The organism is Paraburkholderia sp. GAS206C (assembly GCF_050435645.1).
Classification (GTDB): Bacteria; Pseudomonadota; Gammaproteobacteria; order Burkholderiales; family Burkholderiaceae; genus Paraburkholderia; species Paraburkholderia phenazinium_B.
Genome location: NZ_JBNDKR010000012.1, coordinates 166142 through 190897, shown reverse-complemented (window position 1 = coordinate 190897; position 24756 = coordinate 166142). Strand labels below are relative to the sequence as shown.

General features: G+C 62.8%; 19 protein-coding genes. 9 read left to right on the top strand and 10 right to left on the bottom strand.

The features are described from left to right. Positions 1–2 precede the first annotated feature (2 nt). The 4 genes from P3T20_RS30890 to P3T20_RS30875 all read left to right on the top strand — a co-directional run bounded on the left by P3T20_RS30890 (position 3) and on the right by P3T20_RS30875 (position 3507). The gene (locus P3T20_RS30890; RefSeq protein WP_429288780.1) at positions 3–1082 is read left to right on the top strand and encodes an ABC transporter ATP-binding protein; all 1080 of its coding nucleotides are present in this window, start codon (positions 3–5) and stop codon (positions 1080–1082) included. A 52-nt stretch (positions 1083–1134) separates the two neighbouring features. Then, a complete protein-coding gene (locus P3T20_RS30885; protein WP_429288779.1) occupies positions 1135–2043 on the top strand; it encodes a transporter substrate-binding domain-containing protein in 909 nt (302 codons plus the stop codon). Positions 2044–2104: 61 nt separating this feature from the next. Continuing rightward, positions 2105–2848, top strand: a complete 744-nt coding sequence (locus P3T20_RS30880) for an amino acid ABC transporter permease (RefSeq protein ID WP_429288778.1) — start codon at positions 2105–2107, stop codon at positions 2846–2848. A gap of 2 nt (positions 2849–2850) precedes the next feature. After that, positions 2851–3507 (top strand): amino acid ABC transporter permease, encoded by a 657-nt coding sequence (locus tag P3T20_RS30875; RefSeq protein WP_074268353.1) that lies wholly within the window; start codon positions 2851–2853, stop codon positions 3505–3507. A gap of 65 nt (positions 3508–3572) precedes the next feature. Here the strand turns inward: P3T20_RS30875 and P3T20_RS30870 are convergent, their stop codons facing one another. From P3T20_RS30870 to P3T20_RS30860, 3 genes are read right to left on the bottom strand one after another with little or no spacing between them, the layout of a single operon-like run. Continuing rightward, a complete protein-coding gene (locus P3T20_RS30870) occupies positions 3573–4853 on the bottom strand; it encodes a cytochrome c (RefSeq protein ID WP_429288838.1) in 1281 nt (426 codons plus the stop codon). Between the two features lie 25 nt (positions 4854–4878). Further along, positions 4879–7170, bottom strand: coding sequence for a molybdopterin cofactor-binding domain-containing protein (locus tag P3T20_RS30865; protein ID WP_429288777.1), 2292 nt, complete (start codon positions 7168–7170; stop codon positions 4879–4881). Position 7171: 1 nt separating this feature from the next. Then, on the bottom strand, positions 7172–7627 hold the full coding sequence (locus tag P3T20_RS30860) for a (2Fe-2S)-binding protein (protein ID WP_074268351.1): 456 nt from the start codon (positions 7625–7627) through the stop codon (positions 7172–7174). Between the two features lie 152 nt (positions 7628–7779). Between P3T20_RS30860 and P3T20_RS30855 the strand changes: the two genes are divergently transcribed. Next, on the top strand, positions 7780–8181 hold the full coding sequence (locus tag P3T20_RS30855; protein WP_429288776.1) for a hypothetical protein: 402 nt from the start codon (positions 7780–7782) through the stop codon (positions 8179–8181). 65 nt (positions 8182–8246) lie between these two features. Here the strand turns inward: P3T20_RS30855 and P3T20_RS30850 are convergent, their stop codons facing one another. After that, the gene (locus P3T20_RS30850) at positions 8247–8648 is read right to left on the bottom strand and encodes a DUF3597 domain-containing protein (RefSeq protein ID WP_074268349.1); all 402 of its coding nucleotides are present in this window, start codon (positions 8646–8648) and stop codon (positions 8247–8249) included. Positions 8649–8808: 160 nt separating this feature from the next. Beyond that, entirely contained in the window at positions 8809–10749 is a 1941-nt protein-coding gene (gene prpR / locus P3T20_RS30845) for a propionate catabolism operon regulatory protein PrpR (protein ID WP_429288775.1), read from the bottom strand. Between the two features lie 205 nt (positions 10750–10954). Between prpR and prpB the strand changes: the two genes are divergently transcribed. The 4 genes from prpB to prpF all read left to right on the top strand — a co-directional run bounded on the left by prpB (position 10955) and on the right by prpF (position 16999). Then, entirely contained in the window at positions 10955–11848 is an 894-nt protein-coding gene (gene prpB / locus P3T20_RS30840) for a methylisocitrate lyase (protein ID WP_429288774.1), read from the top strand. A 29-nt stretch (positions 11849–11877) separates the two neighbouring features. Beyond that, complete coding sequence (gene prpC, locus P3T20_RS30835) at positions 11878–13044, top strand: bifunctional 2-methylcitrate synthase/citrate synthase (protein ID WP_429288773.1); 1167 nt, start codon at positions 11878–11880, stop codon at positions 13042–13044. Between the two features lie 150 nt (positions 13045–13194). Continuing rightward, the gene (gene acnD / locus P3T20_RS30830) at positions 13195–15792 is read left to right on the top strand and encodes a Fe/S-dependent 2-methylisocitrate dehydratase AcnD (protein ID WP_429288772.1); all 2598 of its coding nucleotides are present in this window, start codon (positions 13195–13197) and stop codon (positions 15790–15792) included. Positions 15793–15808: 16 nt separating this feature from the next. Further along, a complete protein-coding gene (prpF, locus tag P3T20_RS30825; RefSeq protein ID WP_429288771.1) occupies positions 15809–16999 on the top strand; it encodes a 2-methylaconitate cis-trans isomerase PrpF in 1191 nt (396 codons plus the stop codon). Positions 17000–17049: 50 nt separating this feature from the next. Here the strand turns inward: prpF and P3T20_RS30820 are convergent, their stop codons facing one another. The 5 genes from P3T20_RS30820 to P3T20_RS30800 all read right to left on the bottom strand — a co-directional run bounded on the left by P3T20_RS30820 (position 17050) and on the right by P3T20_RS30800 (position 24585). Then, complete coding sequence (locus tag P3T20_RS30820; protein ID WP_429288837.1) at positions 17050–18087, bottom strand: peptidoglycan DD-metalloendopeptidase family protein; 1038 nt, start codon at positions 18085–18087, stop codon at positions 17050–17052. 502 nt (positions 18088–18589) lie between these two features. Further along, on the bottom strand, positions 18590–19792 hold the full coding sequence (locus P3T20_RS30815; RefSeq protein WP_429288836.1) for a c-type cytochrome: 1203 nt from the start codon (positions 19790–19792) through the stop codon (positions 18590–18592). 143 nt (positions 19793–19935) lie between these two features. Then, on the bottom strand, positions 19936–20589 hold the full coding sequence (locus P3T20_RS30810) for a (2Fe-2S)-binding protein (protein ID WP_429288770.1): 654 nt from the start codon (positions 20587–20589) through the stop codon (positions 19936–19938). Continuing rightward, on the bottom strand, positions 20586–23414 hold the full coding sequence (locus P3T20_RS30805) for a xanthine dehydrogenase family protein molybdopterin-binding subunit (protein ID WP_429288769.1): 2829 nt from the start codon (positions 23412–23414) through the stop codon (positions 20586–20588). The genes P3T20_RS30810 and P3T20_RS30805 overlap by 4 nt, the downstream gene beginning before the upstream one ends. Positions 23415–23829: 415 nt before the next feature. Next, positions 23830–24585 carry a DeoR/GlpR family DNA-binding transcription regulator gene (locus P3T20_RS30800; RefSeq protein WP_074269419.1) on the bottom strand — a complete coding sequence of 252 codons (756 nt, stop codon included), beginning with the start codon at positions 24583–24585 and terminating at the stop codon, positions 23830–23832. Positions 24586–24756 lie beyond the last annotated feature (171 nt).

The following is a 24756-nucleotide window of genomic DNA, read 5'->3' as shown; positions in this document are numbered from 1 at the left end:
TCATGACTCATCTGACGTTGCAGGCCGTGACCAAGCGCTTTAATTCAGCGTACGCCGTCGACCATGTCGATCTGAGCGTGCCGGACGGCAAGCTGATCTGCTTCCTCGGGCCGTCCGGTTGCGGCAAGACCACCTTGTTGCGCATGATCGCCGGACTGGAGACGCCCAGCTCAGGGATTGTGAACTTCGCCGGCCGCGACATTACGCACATACCGGCGAATCAGCGCGACTTCGGCATGGTGTTTCAGTCGCTCGCGCTGTTTCCGCATATGACGGTGGCGCAGAACATCGCCTATCCGCTGCGCCTGCGCAAGACCGCCAAGGTTACGCAAAGCCAGCGCGTCACGGCGCTGCTCGAACTGATACAGTTGCCGCATATGGCGAACCGTCCGGTGACGCAACTCTCCGGTGGGCAACGGCAACGCGTGGCGATTGCCCGCGCGATCGCTTCGTCGCCAAAACTGCTGTTGCTCGACGAACCGCTCTCAGCGCTCGACGCCAAACTGCGCGAAGCCATGCAGGTGGAAATCCGCCTGTTGCAACAGCGCCTCGGTATCACGACGATCATGGTCACGCACGACCAGCGTGAAGCAATGACCATGGCCGACGAAATCGTCGTCATGGAGAAAGGCCGGATTGCGCAGGTCGGCAAGCCGCTCGACATCTATCGCGATCCGGTCAGCGAGTTCGTGGCCGACTTTATCGGTCTCGGCAACATCCTGCCGGTGACTTACGACGGCGCTGGCGGCGTAAGCCTGCCAGGCGGCCAGCAGATCGTCGTGACGCCGCCGGCGCGCGCGCCGGCATCGGCTTCGGAGATTCGCCTGCTGATCCGCCCTGAGGATGTCTGCGTCAGGATTGGCTCAGGCGCCGCCGGCCAAAACCAGAACCGCCTGAGTGGCACGGTCAGCTTTATTCGTGACGTGGGCGCGTCGCTCGAAGCCACGATTGAGTGCGCCGGGTTCACTCTCACCGCCGCGACAACCCCGCGTGAAACGCCCGGTCTCATGCTCGGCATGCCAGTGCTGGCGGAGCTGCCGCCTCACGCCTGCAAGCTGATCGCGGCCCGCGCCGCGCATTGAAACGATTTTGAACTGACCCGATAGATACCCACGCTTTGACAGAGGAACGACCATGACGACTCTCGACTCACTTGCTCCACGCGTCTCGCGTGGCCGGCCTGCTCCGCGTGTCCGGTATGGACAGCTTTCCCGGCATCTGCGGAATCTGGGGCATCCGGGGAATCTGCGCCGTGGACTGGCGACGGCCGCCACTACGCTCGCATTCACCGGCCTCGCGGCGCTGTCCGCGTTCGTTGCACCCGCGGCCCACGCCGACGCGCTCGACTCGATAGCCAAATCCGGCGTGGTGCGGATCGGCGTGTTCGAAGACTACCCGCCGTTCGGCTCGATAGGCCCAGACATGAAACCGGAGGGTTACGACATCGATGTCGCCAACCTGATCGGCAAGGCGCTCAACGCGAAGGTCGAACTGGTTCAGGTGACGGGCGACAACCGCATGGCCTACCTGGCCGACCACAAGGCCGACATGCTGCTGTCGGTCGGCCAGACGCCGGAACGCGAGAAGGTGATCGACTTCTCACAGCCTTACGCTCCCTACTACCTCGCCGTGTTCGGCCCGAAAGCGCTGCCGGTCAAGAACGCCGGCGATCTCGCCGGCAAGACCATCTCGGTAGCGCGCGGCACGCTGGAAGACCTGAGCGTCACGAAGATCGCGCCGCCCAGCGCGACGATCAAACGTTTCGACGATCCTAACGGTGCAATTTCGGCATTTCTTTCTGGTCAGGTACAGTTGATGGTGGTTGGCAACGACGTCGGGGCGACGATCCTGGCGCGCCATCCGCCCAACGATCCCGAGCAGAAGTTCGCCCTGTTCAGTTCGCCCGATCACGTCGGCCTGAACAAGAACGAGCCGCGCCTGAAGCAGAAAATCGACGACACGATTGCCCGCGCCCGCAAGGACGGCACGATGAACGAGATTTCGCAGAAGTGGCTGCGGGCGCCGCTGCCGGCCGATCTATAACCATTTTGTCCGGATCAAAGGCATTGACCGGGGGAGTCCGATTTACGATGAGCGGCATGTCATGAGTTATGCGTTCGATTTCAGCGGCTTCGGCGTCTATGTGGGCATGCTTGCCCGCGGCGCTGCCGTCACTTTGGGGCTCACTGCCTTGTCCACGGTGCTGGGTGGGCTCGTGGGGATCGGCGGCGCGAGCGTGAGCGTCGCCGGACCGCGCTGGGCGCGCAGGCTGGTCGCGGTGTATGTCGAACTGATCCGCAACACGCCGTTCATCGTGCAGTTGTTCTTCATATTCTTCGGCCTGCCAAGTCTCGGCATCCATATCGACGAGATCCAGGCCGCCATTCTCGCCATGACGGTCAATCTCGGCGCCTATGCCATCGAGATCGTGCGCTCCGGTATCGAATCGGTGTCGCGCGGCCAGGTGCAGGCGGCCCAGGCGCTCGGCCTGCACGGACGCCAGGTGTTCCGCTTCGTCGTGTTGCCGCAGGCGCTGGCCAACGTGTTCCCATCGCTGCTGAGCCAGGTGCTGATCGTCATGCTCGGCTCCGCGGTCGTGTCGCAGATCTCGGTGCCGGATCTGACCTACGCGGCCAACTTCATCCAGTCGCGCAATTTCCGTTCGTTCGAAAGCTACGTGATCATCACCGTGACGTATCTGGTGCTCTCTATCGTGTTGCGGCAGGTGCTCAACTGGCTCGGCCGCGGCCTCTTTGCCGGCCGCATGCCGCATCGGCCCGACGAGCCGCGCGGCTGGCGTCTGCTGCTTGCGTGGCGTGGTCCGCGCGCTGTCCCGACGGAGCGCTGATCATGGTCGAATTTACGCTGTGGGATATCGCCCGCAATCTGCTGCTCGCCGCGCGCTGGACGGTGCTGTTGTCGCTGATTGCGTTTGTCTGCGGAGGTCTGGTGGGATTCGCGCTGCTCGCGATGCGCGTGTCGCCGCTGCCGTGGTTGCGGCGGGCGGTTTCAGTGTACGTCGAGTTGTTCCAGGGTACGCCGTTGCTGATGCAGCTGTTCCTTGCCTTCTTCGGGTTGCCGCTGCTAGGTGTGGATGTGTCTCCGTGGACAGCTGCCATAGTTACGCTGACGCTTTATACCAGCGCCTATCTGGTCGACATCTGGCGCGGCTGTGTCGAAGCGGTGCCGCGTGGCCAGTGGGCTGCGGGCGCGAGTCTCGGCATGACGTTCGGCCAGCAGTTGCGCTACATCGTATGGCCGCAGGCCAAAAAGATCGCGGTGGCGCCGACGGTCGGCTTTCTGGTGCAGGTGGTGAAAAGCACTGCGCTGACCTCGATCATCGGCTTTACCGAGTTGACCAAGACCGGCACGATGATTACCAACGCAGCGTTCCGGCCGTTTCCGATCTACGGCATGGTGGCGTTGATCTACTTCGCGATGTGTTTCCCGCTCACCTGGTATGCACGTGCGCTGGAGAAGCGGCAGAAGATCGGCCAGCACCGGTAAGCAGCTGAAACAGCAAGCGGCAACCGGATAAGACTCCGGTTGCCGCTCGCCAGACTATTGCGACTCTACTGCGCCGCCTGTGTCGACTTCCTCAGCTTCGCCACTTCTTCCGCGCTCACGGCCGGCGCACCGTTATTCCAGCCAGCCCGAACGAACGTCAATACGTCGGCGATCTGCTTGTCGTTCAGCACGGGCGCGTATTTCGGCATCGGATACGGCGCAGGGATGCCCTGAATCACCAGATCGCCGGTGCCGTTCAACGTGACGTTGATCAGCGACGACGCGTCGTGCTCCAGCACATTCGGATTGCCCGCCAGCGGCGCCAGCATCGGTGCGAAGCCGCGGCCATCCACGCCGTGACAATGCATGCAGTATTCGGTGTAGACACGCGCGCCGGCATCGTTTGCCGGACGCGAGAGCGACACCCTGGTCGCCTGCGGATCATAGGAATACTGCGGCGCGCCCGTGCCGCCTGCCGCCGGCAGCGACTTCAGATAGCTCGTCATCGCGGCGATATCCGTGTCGTTGGTGGCCTGCGTGCTGTTGTTGATCACGCTGGTCATCGAGCCAAACGCCGATGCGTGCGCATTCGCCCCAGTCTTCAGAAACGCCGCGATGTCTTCCTCCGACCAGCGCCCGAGTCCAACGTTGTGCTCCTGAGTGAGGTTGGCGGCGAACCAGCCGTCGAGTGTGCCGCCGGTCAGATACGCGCTGCCGGTTTCATCGAGCGCCTTCTCCTGGAACGCGATACCGCGCGGCGTGTGGCACGAGCCGCAGTGACCGAGGCCCTGGATGATATAGGCGCCACGGTTCCACGCGACGTCCTTGCCCGGCTTGTCCTGATAGACGGTCTTGTCCAGAAACACCATGTTCCAGAACTTCAACGGCCAGCGCATGTTGAGCGGCCATGGAATGTCGGACTCGCGATTGGCCTGCTGAACCGGTGCCACGCCTTTCATGAAGAACGCATACAGCGCCTTCGCGTCATCGTCGTTGATCTTCGCGTACGACGGATACGGCATCGCCGGGTAGAGATTGTGGCCGTCCTTCGCCACGCCCTCGCGCAACGCGCGGGCAAAGTCTTCCTCCGTGTAACGGCCAATCCCGGTGTCGGGATCGGGCGTGATATTGGTAGTGTAGATCTTGCCCATCGGCGTCGTCATCGGCAGTCCGCCCGCGAACGGCTTGCCTTTGGGCGCCGAGTGACACGCCACGCAATCGCCGAGCTTGGCAAGATAAGCGCCGCGCTGCACCAGCGCATCATCAGCGGCACGTGCGGTTGACTGCAGAGCAAACGGCGACGCCAGACAAAGTGCGAAACCCAGCGCCGCGCCGGAAACCTTCATTGTTTTGATCATGGTCGGTCTCCGGTTAGACGTTTTGCAGCTGGCTGCCAACCGGCAACTGCCGCAGCCGTTTGCCGGTAGCGGCATAGATCGCGTTTGCCAGCGCCGGCGCCAACGCTGCCGTGCCCGGCTCGCCGATCCCGCCAGGCGCTTCGGTGCTCTTCACGATATGCACCTCGATGCTCGGCGTCTGGTCGATCCGCAGCATCCGGTAGTCGGTGAAGTTGTTCTGCTCGACGCGTCCGTCCTTGATCGTGATCTCGCTGTACAGCGCCGCCGTGATGCCGAAGATGATGCCGCCCTGCACCTGCGCTTCGATGGTGTTGGGATTGATTACCATCCCGCAATCGACCGCGCAAACGACGCGGTTCACGGTCACCTCGCCCTGGTCCACTGTCACATCCGCGACCATCGCGAAGAAGCTGCCGAACGCGTGCATCACCGAGACGCCGCGCCCTTGCCCCTTCGGCAAGCTCGTGCTGCCCCAGCTAGCCGCCTGGGTTGCCGTGTCGAGCACGTTCAACGCACGCGGCGTTTTGCCGAGCAGATCGCGCCGGTATTTAACCGGATCCACTTTGGCCTGCGCGGCCAGCTCGTCAATAAAACTCTCCACGACAAAGGTGCCGCGCGTCGGACCGACGCCACGCCAGAATGCAGTGGGCACCGTGCGCGGTTCCTGACGCACATAGTCGATCAGCTGATTGGGCAGGTCGTATGGCAGATCGGAGGCCACTTCCACCGCGTCGGGATCGATGCCATGCTGGAACGCCGGCGGCGCAAAGCGCGCCAGGATCGACGAGCCGACAATCCGATGCTGCCACGCGATCGGCTTGCCGTTCGCGTCGAGCCCGGCCGAGATCTTGTCGTAGTAGTACGGACGGTACATGTCGTGCTGGATGTCTTCTTCGCGCGTCCATACGACCTTGACCGGTGTGCCCAGCTGCTTGCCGATCTTCAGCGCCTGGGTGGCCATATCGAATTCCAGCCTGCGTCCGAAACCACCGCCGAGCAGATGGTTATGCACGGTGATCTTCTCTGCCGGCAGGCCGGTGATTTTCACCGCTGTATCGACGATGCGCGTCGGCACCTGCGTGCCCAGCCAGATATCGCAGCCGTCCGGCCGCACGTACACGGTGCAGTTGACCGGTTCCATCGTGGCGTGCGCAAGGAACGGTTGCTGATAGACCGCATCGACGCGGGTCTTGGCGTCCGAGAAGCCCTTCTGTACGTCACCATCCTTGCGCGCCACGGCGCCGTTGCCGTGATCTGCCGCGGCGCTGAGATCGTCGACGATCTGCTTCATCGAAAGATTCGCGCCCGCGCCTTCGTTCCAGGTGATCTGCAGCGCTGCGAGGCCGCGCTTGGCGGCCCACGTGTGATCGCCGATAACGGCTACCGCGTTGTCGGCCTTGACGACCTGGCGCACGCCGGGAATCTTTTTGGCATTCGTGTCATCGACGCTGCCCAGCGTGCCGCCGAATACCGGACACGTTGCGATGGCCGCATAAACCATGTCCGGCACGCGCACGTCGAGGCCAAACATCGCGGTGCCGTCCACCTTCTCCGGCGAGTCCAGACGCTTGACCGCCGTGCCGATGATCTTGAAGTCTTTCGGGTCCTTGAGCGGCACGTTCTGCGGCGCCGGCAGCTTTGCGGCGGCATCGACCAGTTGGCCGTACCCAAGGCTGCGGTTGCTGGCCGCATGAATCACCTGGCCCGCCTGTGCATGACAGGTAGCCGGATCCACCTGCCACTGCTGCGCCGCCGCACTGATCAGCAGCACGCGAGCGGTAGCGCCTGCCTTGCGCATCGGATCCCATGCGTAACGGATAGAAGTCGAACCGCCGGTCAACTGACCGCCGAGCAGCGGATCCATGAAGAGCTTCTCGTTGGGCGGCGCGTGGTCGATCGTGACGCTGTCGAGCGGGACTTCGAGCTCTTCCGCGATCAGCATCGGAATCGACGTATAGACGCCCTGGCCCATTTCGACCTTCGGAATCACCAGCGTCACCTTGCCGGTGTTGTCGATCTGGATAAAGGCGTTCGGCGCGAACACTCCAGCCGGTGCGGGCTCGCTCGCATCGCCGCCGATCACCGATTTGCCCGTTGGGTCCTGGCCTTGCGCCTGGCTCGGGGTCGGCAAACTGAAGCCGAGCAGCAGGCCACCGCCCGCGGCAACGCCTACCGTGACGCTGAATTTCAGAAAAGTACGTCGTGAGAGATGCGGGCCGTCGTCGCCTTGCGTGGCGACCTTGCCGCCCTGCGTGGTTCTTCCATCCTTGCCGGCGTTTTGCGAATCAAGCAGACCTTGCGACATGTCAGGCCTCCTTTGCCGCTTGCTTGATCGCCGCGCGAATGCGGTTGTAGGTGCCACAGCGGCAAATGTTGCCGGCCATGGCCGCATCGATATCCGCATCGGTCGGATTGGGGTTCTGCGCAAGCAGCGAGGCGGCCGACATCACCTGCCCCGACTGACAGTAACCGCACTGCACCACGTCGATCTGGCGCCATGCCTGCTGCACCTTCTTCCCCGCGGGCGTCTCGCCAACCGCTTCGATAGTGGTGATCTTCTTGTCGCCGACGGCCGCCACCGGCAATACGCACGAGCGCACCGCGGCGCCGTCCAGGTGCACGGTGCAGGCGCCGCACTGGGCAATCCCGCAACCAAACTTCGTGCCCGTCAGGCCGACCAGGTCTCGCAAGACCCACAGCAAGGGCATGTCGGGCGGTGCGTCGACGGTATGCGTCTGACCGTTGATATTGAGCGTTGTCATGGGGACTCCGATTGCGAATTATTGTTTGGGCTCGTGAAACCGGCAGCATGATGTGGAACGACGGAATTGTAGTCGCCCTTTAAAAAATATGTATGGAGCGTGTCGCGCAGGGAAGTTTGCTAGCATGCCCCTTTACTCCCAGGAGTTGTGCCATGACTGAACAGCAAGCCATTCAATTCCTGTCCGACGTGCGCCGGCCGTTGCTATCGCTGCACAAGGCGATCCTCGATCACGAGCGCGCGGCCTACGAGAAGGAATTCGGTCCGGTGACACCGGCGGCGTTTCTGCAAGTGCTGATCAATGGCTCGGGGTTTCGCTGGCTCTCGCCGCTTTCGACGGTGATTGCCAATGTCGACGAGACGCTCGACGACAAGGAGGCCACCGCTACCGATCGCCTGGCGGCGGTCGAAGCCGTGACGGGTCTGTTCTCAGCGGATCGGCCCAACAATACGTTTTTGCCGCGCTATCTACCGTTGTTGCAGACGAGCCCGGCGATTCTGCATGAGCATGGAAAAGTCACGCAGGTATTGCGGGCGGTGGAGGGACAACAGTAGAGGCAATGCATAGTCGGCGGCGGGCGCCGCCGACGTCTTCGTGCTTCGCGTACCTTTAGTTCAGATCAGCCCGCGAGGTCCGACGGCAGCTTGCCGCCGTTTGCCGCCAGCGCGTGCATGACCTGCGTGTGCAGCCAGACGTTCATGGTGGCCGAGTCGTTCGTGTCGCCGCTGTACTTGAGTTCCTGTGCGAGCTGCTTGCGATGCTCGAGACTGCTGTCGACGCCGAGCGCCTTGAGTGTATCGACGATCGAGGTGCGCCAGTTCAGCGTTTGGCCGCTTTCGCTCACGAACTGATCCATCACCGCTGCGACATCCACATCCGCCAACGGCGGAGGTGCTGCTGCCGCCGCAGGCGCAGCTGCTTGCGCCGCGGCCGGATCCGGTGTCGCTTCCACTGCGGGCGCGGGCTGATCCGGCTTGGCCTTGCCGAACAGTTTGTTCACAATATCGCCAAAAATACTCATCTTTAATTCTCCTGAACAAATAGTGACGGGTGGGAACCCTGTCCATGCCCAACATGGATCACTACACATGTTAGGCGTTCGCTCCGCGAAACTTGTAATAGTTTGTGGTGAAGGTCATATGCCGCGAGACGACGCTTAACGCCCGCTGTACATCACCGTCTCATCCCGCCGCATTCAGTTTGCGCCACAGCGTGGTCTTGCTAATGCCTAGCGCATCGCACACCTGATCGCGGTCGCCATTGAACGCGTCGAGCGCGGCACGAATCTCATCCGCCTCCACACGACGGCTGCGTTGACGCAGAGTCAGCGCGGTCTCATTCGTGCCCTCGTCTTGCCGCTCGAACAACTCCGGCGCGATGGATTGCAAAACCTCGTCTGTCAATTCCGTGTCATCCGAGTCCGCTAGTTCGACGGTGATCCGCTCGATCACATTCTGCAGTTCCCTCACATTACCCGGCCATGCGTGACGACTTAGTGACTCGGCGATCGGTGCAAGCACGCTAGATGCATCTCGCGTCGTGCGAACACGGGTGGCCAGACGCGGTTCGCGCCGCGCTGCCTGGCATAGCAACTCGGCCGCGAGCGGCATGATGTCCGGAAGACGTTCGCGCAGCGGCGGTAACGCGATATTGAGAATGTTTAGCCGGTAGTAGAGATCCGTGCGGAATTCGCCCGCCGCCACTGCCGCGGTCAATGCGCGATGGGTCGCTGCGACGATTCGCACGTCGATGCGTGTTGGTTCGGTCGAGCCGAGCCGCACCACTTCGCGCTCCTGCAACACGCGCAGCAAACGGCTTTGCAGCGGCAACGGCATTTCGCCGATTTCATCGAGGAATAGCGTGCCGCGATGTGCCGCTTCGATCAGACCGGCCTTGCCGCCGCGCCGTGCGCCCGTAAAAGCCCCCTCTTCGTACCCGAACAGTTCGCTCTCGAGCAAGGCCTCCGGAAACGCCCCGCAATTGAGCGGGACAAACGGAAAATCACGCCGCGCGCTGAGATGATGCAGGCTCTGCGCCACCATCTCCTTGCCCGTACCGCTCTCGCCGCGAATCAGGACGGTCGCATCCGACTTCGCATAGCGCTGCACGAGTTGCCGGACCCGTTCGATCGCGGGACACGCGCCGATCAGATCGTCGAGCTGGTAGCGCGCCACAAACTGTTGCGCGCGCTGCCGCGAGCGCAGCGTGCGATCGAGCCGCTCCACCGAGCGCGACTCCTGAAACGTCAGCACGCTGCCGGTCGTCACGCCGTTGTCGACCAGCGGTCCACGATGCACGACGTAACTGATACCGCGTACCGTTTCTAGCGACTCGCCCTCGTCATCCGGGACAGCGTCGACCAGGTCCGGTGCGAGTTCGAGCAACGCTCGGCCCACAGCTGCAGCCGGCTCGATGCCAAGCACCAAAGCCAGACGCTGGTTGATCGCTTCGACACGGCCCTGCGCATCGAGGGCGACGACACCATCGCGCAAGTGTTGCAACACGTTGTCCAGACGATGCCGCCGCACCGCTTCGCCCCAGGTGGCCTGGGCGACTTCGAGCGCGGTGTCGAAGGCCGAACGCACGGCGGCGCGAGAGTAAAGAAATATGGACTCCATACCGGCCCGCGCGGCGAGATCCGTCACGAGTCCCGGTCCCACGATTGTCCCTACGCCGCGATCGCGCAGATCGAGCACGCAGGCTTCCGCGTCCTGCGCCGACTGGTACGACGCAAACACCACGTCGATACCATAGGCCGCAACGAAACGGCGCACCTCGGCGGGCGTCTCGCCGTGGGTCACGAGCGCCACCGATGACGAATCGCGGCGCGCGCGTGCCAGTGCATGCATCACGTCGAAACCGGTTGGGGTGATCAGCACGACGGGCACATCTATCCGCGCCTTCAGATACGTGCCGTTCGACCCTGCCGCGACCACGACGTCCGGGCGATCCTTGCCCGCGGAAGCAATCTCGCTGACCGCTTCCTCATAGCCGCGGGTTACCAGCCGCAGATCGGCGCGAGTGTCGTATTCATCGGCGATATCGCGGAACAGGCCGCGCAGCTTGCTGATGCCGATGGCCCACACGCGGGCCCGGGAGCCGGGTTCAGAAGGTCGGTTCATGGCGCGTTGCCTGCCGTGGCGGTCGAGACTAAGAAGCACTATTATGACCTTCCGATTTCACTTGTGAAATGCAGGATTGCACTTATGCAATCGAACGACGCCCCACCAATACCCCAAAGCCACAGGTAATCAACAACTTAGCCTCACGCACCGACGCTGGCCCGCTCCTTGCAAAAAACGCTCTCACTATTACCTGGAGATACGCGTGAGTTCAGCAAAACAACCTGTCAGTGCCGGCGCGAAATTCCGTGCAGCGGTCGCAAAAGGACAACCGCTGCAGGTCGTCGGCGCCATCACCGCCTACGCGGCGAAAATGGCCGAGGCGGTCGGCTTCAGGGCGGTGTATCTGTCGGGCGGCGGCGTCGCGGCCAACTCGCTCGGCATTCCCGATCTCGGCATCAGCACCATGGACGATGTGTTGATCGACGCCCGCCGCATCACCGATGCCACCGGCCTGCCGCTGCTCGTCGATATCGACACCGGTTGGGGCGGTGCCTTCAACATTGCGCGCACGGTGCGTTCGTTCATCAAGGCCGGCGTGGCCGCGGTGCACCTCGAAGACCAGGTCGGACAGAAACGCTGCGGGCACCGTCCGGGCAAGGAAGTCGTCGCGAAAGAGGAAATGGTCGACCGCGTGAAGGCCGCCGTCGACGCCCGCACAGACGACCAGTTCGTCATCATGGCGCGCACTGATGCGGCCGCAGCAGAAGGCATCGATGCAGCGATCGAGCGCGCCGTTGCCTACGTCGAAGCCGGCGCCGACATGATTTTCCCGGAGGCGATGCAGACGCTCGACGACTATCGCCGCTTCAAGGCCGCGGTCAAGGTGCCGATTCTCGCGAACCTGACCGAATTCGGCTCGACGCCGTTCTTTACCACCGACGAATTGCGCGAAGCGAACGTCGATATCGCGCTGTACTGCTGTGGCGCGTATCGCGCGATGAACGCCGCCGCGCTCAATTTCTACGAGACGGTGAAGCGCGACGGCACGCAAAAGGCCGCTGTCGGAACGATGCAGACGCGTGCCGACCTGTACAAGTATCTCGGCTATCACGCGTACGAGGAGAAACTCGACGCGCTGTTCGCCGCACACAAGTAAACCGAATCCAGGAGTAAGAGGACGACACCATGAGCGAAGCAGATAACAGCACACCGGCAACAGGCGCATTCAAACCGAAGAAATCCGTGGCCCTTTCGGGCGTGACGGCGGGTAACACCGCCCTGTGTACGGTCGGCAAGACCGGCAATGACCTGCATTACCGCGGCTATGACATTCTCGACATCGCCAGCACCTGCGAATTCGAGGAAATCGCCTACCTGCTGGTGCACGAAAAGCTGCCCACGCAGGCTGAACTGACGGCCTACAAGGCCAAGCTGAAGGCGCTGCGCGGCCTGCCCGCCAACGTCAAGGCCGCGCTGGAATGGATTCCGGCAGCCGCCCATCCGATGGACGTGATGCGCACCGGCGTCTCGGTGCTCGGTACGGTGCTGCCCGAGAAGGACGACCACAATCTCCCCGGCGCACGCGATATCGCTGACAAGCTGATGGCCTCGCTCGGCTCGATGCTGCTCTACTGGTACCACTACTCGCATAACGGCAAGCGCATCGAGGTGGAGACCGACGACGATTCGATCGGCGGCCATTTCCTGCATCTGCTGCACGGCGTCGAGCCGTCGAAATCGTGGGTCGAGGCGATGCACATCTCGCTGAACCTGTACGCGGAGCATGAATTCAATGCATCGACCTTCACCGGCCGCGTGATCGCCGGCACAGGCTCCGACATGTACTCGGCGCTGACCGGCGCGATTGGTGCGCTGCGCGGCCCGAAGCACGGCGGCGCCAACGAAGTCGCGTTTGAAATCCAGTCGCGCTACCAGAGCCCCGACGAGGCTGAAGCGGATATCCGCCGCCGCGTCGAAGCCAAAGAAGTCGTGATCGGCTTCGGCCACCCGGTCTACACGATCTCCGATCCGCGCAACAAGGTCATCAAGGAAGTCGCGAAGAAGCTCTCGAAGGAAGCCGGCAGCACGAAGCTGTTCGACATCGCCGAGCGCCTCGAAACCGTGATGTGGGACGCCAAGAAGATGTTCCCGAACCTGGACTGGTTCAGCGCGGTGTCGTACCACATGATGGGTGTGCCGACAGCGATGTTTACACCGGTGTTCGTGATCGCCCGTACGGCGGGTTGGAGTGCGCACATCATCGAGCAACGCATCGACAACAAGATCATCCGGCCGAGCGCGAACTACACTGGTCCGGACAACCTGAAGTTCGTGCCGATCGCGAAACGTTGATCGAAAGCGCCGATCATCAAACGTTGATCGGGAAAGGGGGATAATTGCCGCTGACGTCCTGTGATGTCCAGCGACGTCCAGCTCCAGCAATTATCGCCCTGCCGACATGCAACATGATTGCCGAACACTACATTCTTACTCCCCCACGGTATGAACACTGCAAACCGTAAGCCCCTGCCTGGCACCAAGCTGGACTTCTTCGACACGCGAGCCGCGGTCGAGGCGATCCAGCCGGGTGCCTACGACACGTTGCCGTACACCTCGCGCGTGCTGGCCGAAAATCTCGTGCGCCGATGCGATCCGGTATCCCTCAATGCGTCGCTCAAGCAGATCATCGAACGCAAGCGCGACCTCGATTTCCCGTGGTTCCCGGCGCGCGTGGTCTGCCATGACATCCTTGGTCAAACCGCCCTCGTCGATCTCGCCGGCCTGCGCGACGCGATCGCGGCCCAGGGCGGCGACCCGGCGCTGGTCAATCCGGTGGTGCCGACGCAACTGGTGGTGGATCACTCGCTCGCCGTCGAGTGTGGCGGCTTCGATCCGGACGCGTTCGACAAGAACCGCGCGATCGAAGACCGGCGCAACGAAGACCGCTTCGATTTCATCAACTGGACCAAGAAGGCGTTCAAGAACGTCGACGTGATTCCGCCGGGCAACGGCATCCTGCATCAGATCAACCTCGAGCGCATGAGCCCCGTGGTGCAGGTGAAAGACGGCGTGGCGTTTCCAGATACGCTGGTGGGCACCGATTCGCATACGCCGATGGTGGATGCACTCGGCGTGATCGCCATCGGCGTAGGCGGCCTCGAAGCGGAAAGCGTGATGCTGGGACGCGCGTCGTATATGCGCCTGCCGGATATCGTCGGCGTGGAACTGACCGGCAAGCCAGGCGAAGGCATTACGGCGACGGATGTGGTGTTGTCGCTGACCGAATTCCTGCGCAAGGAAAAGGTGGTGGGTGCGTATCTGGAGTTTTACGGCGAAGGCACGGCCAGGCTCACGTTGGGCGATCGAGCCACCATCGCCAACATGGCGCCCGAGTTCGGCGCGACAGCTGCGATGTTCTATATCGACGAGCAGACCATCAAATACCTGAAGCTGACCGGCCGCGACGACGAACTCGTCAAGCTGGTGGAGACCTACGCGAAGGAAACCGGCCTGTGGGCCGACAGCCTGAAGAACGCGCAATACGAGCGCGTGCTGACATTCGACCTCTCGACCGTGGTGCGCACGCTGGCGGGGCCGTCGAACCCGCACCGTCGACTGCCGGTGTCGGACCTCGCGGCGCGCGGCATCAGCGGCAAGGTCGAAAACGAGCCGGGGCTGATGCCCGATGGCGCCGTGATCATCGCCGCTGTCACGAGCTGCACCAACACCAATAACCCGCGCAACATGATTGCCGCTGGCTTGCTCGCGCGCAATGCGAACCAGCGCGGCCTGACCCGCAAGCCGTGGGTGAAAAGCTCGCTCGCGCCGGGATCGAAGGCCGTCACCTTGTATCTGGAAGAAGCCAGGCTGCTGCCGGAACTGGAACAGCTTGGGTTTGGGGTCGTCGCCTATGCGTGCACGTCGTGCAACGGTATGTCCGGCGCGCTGGATCCGGCGATCCAGAAGGAAGTCGTCGAGCGCGATCTGTACGCGACCGCCGTACTGTCCGGCAACCGTAATTTCGACGGCCGCATTCACCCGTATGCCAAGCAGGCGTTCCTCGCCTCGCCGCCGCTGGTGGTGGCCTATGCGATTGCCGGCACGATCCGCTTCGACATCGAGAAAGACGTGCTGGGGACCGACGCCGAGGGCAATCCGGTCATGCTCAAGGACATCTGGCCGTCCGACGCAGAGATCGACGCGATCGTCACATCGAGCGTGAAGCCGGAGCAATTTCGCAAGGTGTACGAACCGATGTTTGCAGTCACCGCCGATACCGGCGAACGCGCCAACCCGCTGTACGACTGGCGCCCGGCGAGCACGTATATCCGCCGCCCGCCCTACTGGGAAGGCGCGCTGGCCGGCGAGCGCACGCTCAAGGCCATGCGTCCGCTCGCAGTGCTCGGCGACAACATCACCACCGATCACCTGTCGCCGTCCAACGCGATCCTGCCCGACAGCGCCTCGGGCGAGTATCTGGCGAAAATGGGCTTGCCGGAGGAGGATTTCAATTCGTATGCGACCCATCGCGGCGATCACCTGACCGCGCAGCGCGCTACTTTTGCCAACCCGACGTTGAAGAACGAGATGGTGCTCGAAGACGGCAAGGTGAAGGCCGGGTCTTTGGCCCGCATCGAGCCTGAAGGCAAGGTCACGCGCATGTGGGAAGCCATTGAAACGTACATGGAACGCAAGCAACCGCTGATCGTGATTGCCGGCGCCGACTACGGTCAAGGTTCGTCACGCGACTGGGCTGCCAAGGGCGTGCGTCTCGCGGGAGCGGAAGCGATTGTCGCGGAAGGGTTCGAGCGCATCCACCGGACCAACCTGGTGGGCATGGGTGTGCTGCCGCTGGAGTTCAAGCCGGGCGTGAACCGGCTGACGCTGGGTATCGACGGCACGGAAACCTTCGATGTAACCGGCGAGCGCAAACCGCGCGCCGATCTCACGCTGGTGATTCATCGCAAGAACGGTGAGCGTGTAGAAGTACCGGTGACCTGCCGCCTGGACACTGCGGAAGAAGTGTCGATCTACGAAGCCGGTGGTGTCCTGCAGCGCTTTGCGCAGGACTTCCTGGAATCATCGCAAGCAGCGGCCTGAGGGAGGAGACAAAAACGTGGCCCACGTACCCCAGATCAAGATTCCCGCCACCTATATGCGTGGCGGCACCAGTAAAGGCGTGTTCTTCCGCTTGCAGGATTTGCCCGAAGCCGCCCAGGTGCCGGGCGCGGCGCGCGATGCCTTGCTGCTGCGCGTGATTGGCAGTCCGGACCCGTACGGTAAGCAGACTGACGGCATGGGCGGCGCGACGTCGAGCACCAGCAAGACGGTGATCATCGCGAAGAGCAGCAGGCCCGATCATGACGTCGACTATCTGTTCGGCCAGGTGTCGATCGACAAGGCGTTTGTGGACTGGAGCGGCAATTGCGGCAATCTCTCCGCCGCAGTGGGACCGTTCTCGATCAGCGCCGGGCTGGTCGACCCGAGTCGCGTTCCGCATAACGGCGTGGCCACAGTGCGGATCTGGCAGGCCAATATCGGCAAGACCATCATCGGACACGTGCCTATCACCAACGGTGCAGTTCAGGAAACCGGCGACTTCGAACTGGACGGCGTGACCTTCCCCGCCGCCGAGGTGCAGCTCGAGTTCATGGATCCAGCCGCCGAAGAAGAAGGTGCAGGCGGCTCGATGTTCCCCACTGGCAATCTGGTGGACGACCTCGAGGTGCCTGGTGTGGGCACGTTGAAGGCCACCATGATCAACGCGGGCATTCCGACGATTTTCGTCGACGCCGAAGCGATCGGCTACAAGGGCACCGAACTCCAGGACGCGATCAATAGCGACGACAAGGCGCTGGCAAAGTTCGAGACGATTCGCGCGCACGGTGCAGTGCGCATGGGCCTGATCAAACATATCGATGAGATCGCGACGCGGCAGCACACCCCGAAAGTCGCGTTTGTCGCGAGGCCGGTGGGGTATGTGGCGTCCAGCGGCAAGCAGATTGCGGCGGGCGATGTTGATGTGCTGGTGCGCGCGATGTCGATGGGCAAACTGCATCACGCGATGATGGGCACCGCCGCGGTGGCCATCGGTACGGCAGCCGCCATTCCGGGCACGCTGGTAAATCTCGCCGCGGGTGGTGGTGAACGCGAAGCGGTGCGCTTCGGCCATCCTTCCGGCACGTTGCGTGTGGGTGCGCAGGCCAGTCAGGTGGACGGCGAGTGGGTCGTGAAGAAAGCGATCATGAGCCGCAGTGCGCGCGTGCTGATGGAAGGCTGGGTGCGCGTTCCGGGCGATTCGTTCTGATTCGGCCCAAGGTGAGGCGGCGCTTACGCTGCCTCACCTGCCCAGCAAACTCAACTTTGCCTGGCCGGCAGATACGGCATCGGATCGACCGGCTTGCCGTCGCGGCGTACTTCGAACAGCACGGAGACGCGCGTGTTGTTCTCGTCCCCCATCTCCGCGATTTCCTGCCCTTGCCGCACGATGTCGCCGGTTTTCACCAGCAGCCTGCGGTTGTGCGAATACGCCGTCAGAAAGTCCTTGTTGTGCTGGATGATGATCAGGCTGCCGTACTCATTGAGCCCCGTCCCTGCATACATGACCTTGCCGTCCGCGGCTGCGCGCACTGGATCGCCAGGCTTGCCGCCGATCTCGATGCCGCGCGTCGCGCCCGCCTGGAAGCCCTCGACCACCGTGCCTTGTGCCGGCCACACCAGCGAGACGCGGTTGGCGTGACGCGAGACCTCTGCGTCGACCTGGCGTGCTTGCGCGGGATTCGGTGCGGGTGCGCCACTCTGGGCGATGGAGGCGGCGTTGCTGGATGAAGCGGCTGATGCAGTCGATGCATTCGCTCCGCTTGCCGCTGCCGCCGCATTCGCCGCCGGATTGGCAGAGGCTGCTGCCGCCGCCAGCTTTGCCGAGACCGCAGCCTTGGCCGCGGCCTGATCAGCCGCAGCCTGCGCCGCAGTGGCCGCGACGGCGGCGTCCTGTGCTTCCTTTGCCGCCTCGGGCGACGCTACGTGCAGCACCTGCCCTTTCTTCAGTCGCGTGGACGGCTTCAGACGATTCCACGCCAGCAGATCACTTACCTTACAGTGATTGCGTTGAGCAATCTGGTTCAGCGTGTCGCCACGCTTGACGCGGTAGACGAGTGGCTGCGCTGCCTTCAGTTTGGCCGTGCTGGCCGCGGCGGTCGCCGCCGCCTGTAACGATGCTGCCGCGGCCGCATCCGATGCCGCGGTCGCCGCAGCGGCCGAAACCGCCGGCGCCCCAGTAGCCGCCGGGGACGCCTGCGTATCCTGCTGTGCCACATTCACACAACCGCTCATTGCCAATGCGACCCAGATGCCGGCGACGCCGGCGATCATGGTTCTGTCGAAACGATTTTTCAACAAGTTCGACTCCTGCCTCGTACATAGGCGAGCCCGAGTGTCCCCGCGTCGCACCCCGATGCGCGCATTCGTCAGAAGCGCTGCATGCTCGACACGGGAAACCGCCTCGTTGCGGCTACCACCCTGGCCCACCCTTCTGTCTGGCACTCGTGCGGCAAATGCCTTGAAATCGAGGCGTTTTGACGCAAAAAGGGCCAGACAGACGGTTAAAATTCAAGCGGAATTGTAAAATGCCGCGGACAAAAAGCGGGCCGTCCACACAGACTGATACAAATCCTTACGACCCGTATTGCGGGATTTGGCCCCTGATATCGTTTTCTTTAACGGCAAATCGTCGGAAAACCTTGAATTTCGGCGCTGGGGCCGGAGGCGAAGCGGCTCGCCGGACAGCAAATTCGTGTAAGGGTTGTGCAGAAAAACTGCGCATAAAGAAAACGGCCAGCCCTCTATCGAGGTGCTGGCCGTTTGCCTTCCAATCGTCGGCGCCCGAGAGCGCTTGCGTTTAACGCAGCGCCTTCACGGCCGCCGCGGTAACGTCGCCGGGCTGTCCGCCCCACGTCGCGCGAAGATAACTCGTCAGTTGTGCGAGTTCCGCGTCGCTTAACTGCCCTGCGAACCCTGGCATCTCCTGCATGCGCTCAAGGCCGGGGAAGTCCTGCGCATCGATGCCGTCGAGCATCGCCACGATCAGGTTGTGCGGATCGCTTTGCCGTACCGTCGAATTGCCGTGCATCGGGACGGCAACGTGCGGTTTGCCCTCGCCATCGCGGCCATGGCAACCGGCACATACGGCGAGGTAGACATTGCGGCCGGCGGCCAGTTGCGCTGTGTCCGCAGATGCCGATGATGGCGACGCTGGCGACTGCAGCGGCTGCGCCGCCGCTGGCGGGTCACCGAGCAGATACGTCGACATCGCGCGCAGATCGTCGGGTCTCAGATACTGGCTGCTCAGATGCACGACCGGATACATCTCGCTGAACGCGGAGCCTTGTGGGGCGATCCCGGTGGCGAAGAACGTCTGCAGATCAGTTGCGGTCCAGCCACGCGCAGCGAGTCCTTGCGGGGTGATGTCCGGCGCGGCCACGCGGCCCAGCGCCCCGCCGGCGAGCGGCAACGCGTTGTCGAGCTGACCGAACTTGCCGCGCGGCGTGTGGCATTCGGCGCAGTGGCCGAGCGCGCTCACCAGGTAACGTCCACGACTCCAGTCCACCAACGCCCCGGAAGAGACGGCCTTCGATGCATCCGGTAGCGCATCCTTCAGGAACAGCATGTCCCAGAAGCGCACAGCAAAACGCATGTTGAACGGAAACGACAGATCCGGTTGACGGTTCGGTACCGCTGCGGGTTTTTGCGCCATCAGCCACGCATACATCGCGTCGCTGTCGGCGCGTGAGATCTGCCGGTACGACGTGTACGGCATCGCCGGGTACAGCGGGCCATCCGGCGACATGCCGTCGTGCAACGCCCGGTAGAAATCGCCAGCGCTCCAGTTGCCGATGCCGTGCTCTCTGTCCGGTGTGATGTTCGTGCCGTAGAACGTGCCGAACGGCGAGGCGAGTTTCGGGCCGCCGGCAAACGGCGCGCCGTCAGCGCTCGTGTGACAGGCGGCGCAATCGGCCGCTTTTACCAGATAGCGGCCGCGCGCAAGCTGCTCTGTCGCGGCGCTTTCCAGGTCTGCTGGCGTGCTGGTCGCCGAAGCGGTCATCCGGGTAGCCGGGGTGTCGTCGTGGTGTTGGCCGCACGCTGTCAGCGCCGCTGCGCTCAACACCAGCGCGACGCGGCGTAGCTGCAGCAGACGTAGCGAAGTCCGCGAGGTCTGCGCACTCTGCGGGGTCAAGGAAAGCATCGTCATGCGGCGTCCTTTACGAGTCCAGGCATCGTCAACACGACATCCTTTACCGCCTCGTAGTACCGCACGTAGCCCGTACAGCGGCAGATGTGATCGTTCAGCGCCTCGGTGACGGTTTGCTCCACCTGATCTCTCGCCACCGGCTGGCGCTTGAGACGCTCGATCAGCACTGTCGCCGCGTTCACGAAGCCCGGCGTACAGTAGCCGCACTGAAAACTGAAGTGCTCGAGAAACTTCTGCTGGATCGGCGACAAGGCCACCACCTCGCCCTGTTCGTTGCGCTGTGCGTGGCCTTCGATCGTGCGGATCGACTTGCCGTCGAAGAAATTCGCGCCTGTGATGCACGTGCGGATTTCTTCGCTCGTGCCATCCGGTTTGTCCAGAATCACCACGCAGGCGTGACAGACGCCTTGCCCACAGCCGAGCCGCGAACCGGTCAGGTGGAGATATTCGTGCAGCAGGTCGATCATCATCAGACCGGCCGGCACTTGCAGCGGGCCGACCTGTTGCCCGTTCACCGTCAGCGATACCGGTTGGGCGCGGAATTGAGTCAAAGGCCGCTCTACCACGTTGGCATTTGCGGCGGTCGAAGCAGCAGCAGAACCCGCCGTCGCATCAGCTGCATGGCCGGAATTTTGATTTGGGGCCGTCATGCGAGCACCTCCTGAATTTTTTGCGGAGTGACCGGGAGGTCAGTAAAACGATGTCCGATAGCGTGCGCAATGCCGTTCACGATCGCGCCGACCACCGGGATCATCACCACTTCGGCGATACCCTTGGGCGGGTCGCTTTCGGTCAACGGCGGCAGCACTTCGCCGGTCTGGGTCCAGACAGCGACGTCCCTGGCACGCGGCAACCGATAGCGGTTGAAGTTCCACGTGCCGTTGCCGGGACCGTCTTCGTAGAGCGGCAGATATTCATGCAGCGCGTGACCGATGCCCATCGCGAGACCGCCCTGCAATTGACCCGATACGAGTTGCGGCGCAATCTGGTTGCCGCACTCCATGATCGAGTGATGGCTCAGCAGTTCGACCTTGCCAGTCGCCTCATGCACCGCGAGCTCGACCAGCGTGCCGACCGCGCTGTAGTAAGTGACCGCGGCGTTGTTCCGCTGCACGGGCGGAATGAACACGCGCTTTCGATCAAGCACGCGATATTGATTCGGTGTGCTTTGCAGTCGTTTCTTATCGGTTCCGGCGTTGTCGCCGTAGCGCAGCGAAAGACCATCGATGGGGAGGCGCTCGACGCTGCCGTCGATGTCGAACTCCGCTTCGGCCCATTGCCAGCGATTGAATACGTGTACCGCCGCGCCCGTCACGAGCCCGAGTTCGTGTGCCTTCTTCGCGAGCTGTTCGAAAGTGAGCGCCTCGAGACCGGCCGCAGATAACTTGCCGTCGACCCAGCGCGCGTCCTCGATGCGCACCACTAGCGGCGCGGCCTGGCCGCCGCCGGTGCCCTGACGCCAGATCGCCATCGCTGCCGGCCACAGGCCGTGAGTGAATACGACGCGAGCGGCCTCGCGCGTGCTGTGCGTGAAATAGAACGCAGAGTTGGTCGCGCTCGACGGCGACGCATAACCCGGCGACCAGCGCGGATTGGCCGACAGCTTGTCCTGCTCCGCTTGCGACATGATGTACGGATCGCCGCTCGTGACGACCGGCAGATCGGGCCAGTCGGTGACGGCAACGCGCACCTCGGTGGCCGGCTTGCCGAGCCATTTGACGACAGCAATCGCCTGCGACGTGGACATGCCGGTGCCGATTTCGGCGGCGGTGTGATGCAGGCTGATCTTGCCGTCGGCAGTGAACTCGACTTTCGCCAGCGAGGTCTCCGCCCCCGTGCCGAAGTCCTTTTGCACGCAGGCAAAACCGACGCCGTAGCGCTGGCCCGGATGCGCCAGCTCGAATGAAAGCTTCTGCTCTGCCCGGTTCACCCATAGCGGATGCACCTGGGCCTTCTGCAGGACTTCGTCGACGCGGATCGCGCCAGCCGGCACCGCGCCCTGGCTGTTTTTCATGCCCGAGCGCAACGCGTTCTTCAGGCGGAAGTCGATCGGATCGACACCAAGTTGTGCCGCGATCTCGTCGACCATCATCTCGGTGGCCGCCATGCTCTGCAGCGTGCCGTAGCCGCGTGCGGAACCAGCGTCGATCGCACGGGAAGCGACCGCGACAGCCGAAAGATCGTTCTTCGGAAAGTAGTAGATCGACTGCGCCGCGGTTGCGCCGACCATCGCCACAGACGGCGAGAAATTGCAGCGGCCGCCGCCGTTCGCTTCCATCGCGGCCTTGAACGACTGGAACAGACCAGTCTTTCTGTCCACGGCGATGCGGTAACGCATCCTGAACGCGTGACGCTTCAGCGAAGTCTGGAACTGCTCGTAGCGATCGTTCGCCAGACGCACCGGACGGCCATCCGCATACATCGCCGTGACGAGGCCGTAGAACGGCACGTTGAAGTGATCCTTCGAGCCGTAACCAACCGTGTAGCAAGGGTGCACGAACAGGTTCTTCACCGGAAACGCGCACTTCGCGACCATGCCGGCCGCACTCTCCACGACCTCGGATGGCGCTTGCGTCGGCACCACCATATGCAGCGATTGGCTCGCGCTGTCGTACCAGCAGTTCACGTTGTCGGGTTCGAGCGCGGCCGTGTCGATAGATTGCGTGTTGTACTCACGCTCCATCACGAGCCAGTCCGCGGACGGACGATCGAGTTCCTGCTGGATCTGTCCCGCGTAGAACATGCCCTGCTCGTCGAGCTTGCCGTGCTCCTTGCCGTCAGGCCAGACCGGCTGGTGCTTGCGCATCATGCTCGGAAACACCGGGGCGTCCTTCAGGCTAGAGAACGTGTCGTCGTCGTAAGGCGTCTTGCCGCCTACCCGCACGAAACGGAACGTGCCCCACGGATCGCGCTCCAGCGGCCCAGTCTGCGCGCCATAACGGATGATCTCGTCGTGGAACTTGAGCTTGTCCTTGGCGAAGCGAAAGCGTGCGAAGTCGTGATAGATCAAGATCGCGACCGCCTGGCCGAGATAAGCTGGCGTCTTGCCTCGCGGCAGCAACATGTCGTCGCCATAGAACGCGGGGAAGATCAGGCCGTCGCGCGTCAGATCGTCGGCGGTGACGACGCGGTCCGGCTTCAGTTCGTCGCCGAGCAGCGTCAGGTCGAAGCCTTCGTAGAGGCGGTCGGCCTGGGTCGTGCGCAGGATGAAAGCGTGCGCCTGCTGCGTCGGCCAATGCGGCATGTCGGCCGCGCGGATGTCGCGTGCGAACACCTTCGCACCGGTGACCTTGGCGATGCCGTCGATGCGGAATTTGGCCTGCCCATTCGCCGCATCCCATTGAACCGGCGTGAGAATCTTTTCTTCGAATAACGCAGCAAACGCGCGGCTGCCGATCGGCGCGATATACACCGAGACTCCCGCGATAACACTGGCCTTCAGAAAACTGCGACGCGAAAGGTCGAGTTTCCCCATGGACTTCTCCTTAAGTGATCGACGACGGCAACGCCACGCAAAAGACAGAGGCACGCACGGCGGAGCCACAGGCTGCGCAAGCCTGTGACGACACACCGCATTGGAGAATCAAGCGAATCCCGGACGCATGCATCCAGGCATACCGGCGACGCGTGGCGGCCAGAACATCGGCGCCGCCGCAGTCGATCTGATTAACCGTGAACTGTCATTGAACGTGCTGGTGATGCCAACTTCCCTTTCCCTGCCCTGTCACGGGCGAAGCGCGGGATTATGGCGCGGCTGGATAGCGAATGAGTCAAATTTTGTCCGCTATCTCTTAAATAACGGATTTGATATAGATGCCTTTACTTCGTTATCCTTATCTGCATGTCGATGCGCGTGCCGTCACAAAGTACATGGCAGCGCAAAGCCTGCATCAAGCCCGCACGATCGCGATCCCCAATGCCTCGAATGGAGCCGTGAGCGTCTCTGAGGTTTCCTTCTCGACCACCAGCGCATGCGCAGCGCTCGCTTCCGCGATCATAAAAGCGGACGCCGTGTTGAGTTTCTCCGCTGAGGCGAGCACCACGGTTTCCGCCGCACGAGCCGCCAGCGCCCGCTTGACGTAAGCCTCTTCGAGATCGCCCGTACTCAGGCCGGCTTCAGGATGTACCCCCGTGACACCCATGAAATAGAGATCGGCGCGGATATGGCTCAGCGCTTCGATCGCGGCGGCGCCGACATTGACCATCGAATGCCGGTACAGGCGTCCGCCGATCATGATCACCTCCACATCGCGGTGATGAGCGAGTTCTACCGCTACGCCCGGACTATGCGTGACGATGGTCGCGCGCAGATCGAGCGGCAGATGGCGCACCAGTTGCACAGCCGTCGTCCCGCCGTCGACGATCACAATCTGGCCCGGCTCGATCATCTGCGCGGCGGCGCGGCCAATGGCTGCCTTCGACGCCGACTCGATGCCCTGTCGGCCGGCCAGGTCCGCCGCTGCCGGCGACGAGGGCAGCGCCCCGCCATGCACGCGCTGCAGGTAGCCGTCGGCGGCGAGTTCACGCAAATCGCGCCGGACGGTGTCTTCGGAGACGCCAAATTCGTTGCTCAGGCTCTTGGCGATCACCTGGCCATCGCGTTTGAGCGCATCGAGAATCAGCTGTTTTCTTTGCGAAGTAAGCATGGAGCGGCGGTTCATCAATAGGAGACAAGGTGACGTCGGCTCGCGCCAACCGAGGGCGTCACGAAGAAGCAAAGCGCGGGGCATTGACAAGGAACCCGCACATCATTGCACGAAAATTCTTGTTTTTGCACGAGATTGCACGATACCATGAAATCTCGCGGTTCGAACCGC

Coding starts and splice junctions, on each gene's coding strand:
- P3T20_RS30855 (WP_429288776.1), top strand. CDS start 7,780: ATGACTGAACAGCAAGCCATTCAATTCCTGTCCGACGTGCGCCGGCCG.
- prpR (WP_429288775.1), bottom strand. CDS start 10,749: ATGAACCGACCTTCTGAACCCGGCTCCCGGGCCCGCGTGTGGGCCATC.
- prpC (WP_429288773.1), top strand. CDS start 11,878: ATGAGCGAAGCAGATAACAGCACACCGGCAACAGGCGCATTCAAACCG.
- P3T20_RS30865 (WP_429288777.1), bottom strand. CDS start 7,170: ATGTCGCAAGGTCTGCTTGATTCGCAAAACGCCGGCAAGGATGGAAGA.
- P3T20_RS30810 (WP_429288770.1), bottom strand. CDS start 20,589: ATGACGGCCCCAAATCAAAATTCCGGCCATGCAGCTGATGCGACGGCG.
- P3T20_RS30850 (WP_074268349.1), bottom strand. CDS start 8,648: ATGAGTATTTTTGGCGATATTGTGAACAAACTGTTCGGCAAGGCCAAG.
- P3T20_RS30815 (WP_429288836.1), bottom strand. CDS start 19,792: ATGACCGCTTCGGCGACCAGCACGCCAGCAGACCTGGAAAGCGCCGCG.
- P3T20_RS30875 (WP_074268353.1), top strand. CDS start 2,851: ATGGTCGAATTTACGCTGTGGGATATCGCCCGCAATCTGCTGCTCGCC.
- P3T20_RS30890 (WP_429288780.1), top strand. CDS start 3: ATGACTCATCTGACGTTGCAGGCCGTGACCAAGCGCTTTAATTCAGCG.
- P3T20_RS30870 (WP_429288838.1), bottom strand. CDS start 4,853: ATGAAGGTTTCCGGCGCGGCGCTGGGTTTCGCACTTTGTCTGGCGTCG.
- P3T20_RS30885 (WP_429288779.1), top strand. CDS start 1,135: ATGACGACTCTCGACTCACTTGCTCCACGCGTCTCGCGTGGCCGGCCT.
- P3T20_RS30860 (WP_074268351.1), bottom strand. CDS start 7,627: ATGACAACGCTCAATATCAACGGTCAGACGCATACCGTCGACGCACCG.
- acnD (WP_429288772.1), top strand. CDS start 13,195: ATGAACACTGCAAACCGTAAGCCCCTGCCTGGCACCAAGCTGGACTTC.
- P3T20_RS30805 (WP_429288769.1), bottom strand. CDS start 23,414: ATGGGGAAACTCGACCTTTCGCGTCGCAGTTTTCTGAAGGCCAGTGTT.
- P3T20_RS30880 (WP_429288778.1), top strand. CDS start 2,105: ATGAGTTATGCGTTCGATTTCAGCGGCTTCGGCGTCTATGTGGGCATG.
- P3T20_RS30800 (WP_074269419.1), bottom strand. CDS start 24,585: ATGCTTACTTCGCAAAGAAAACAGCTGATTCTCGATGCGCTCAAACGC.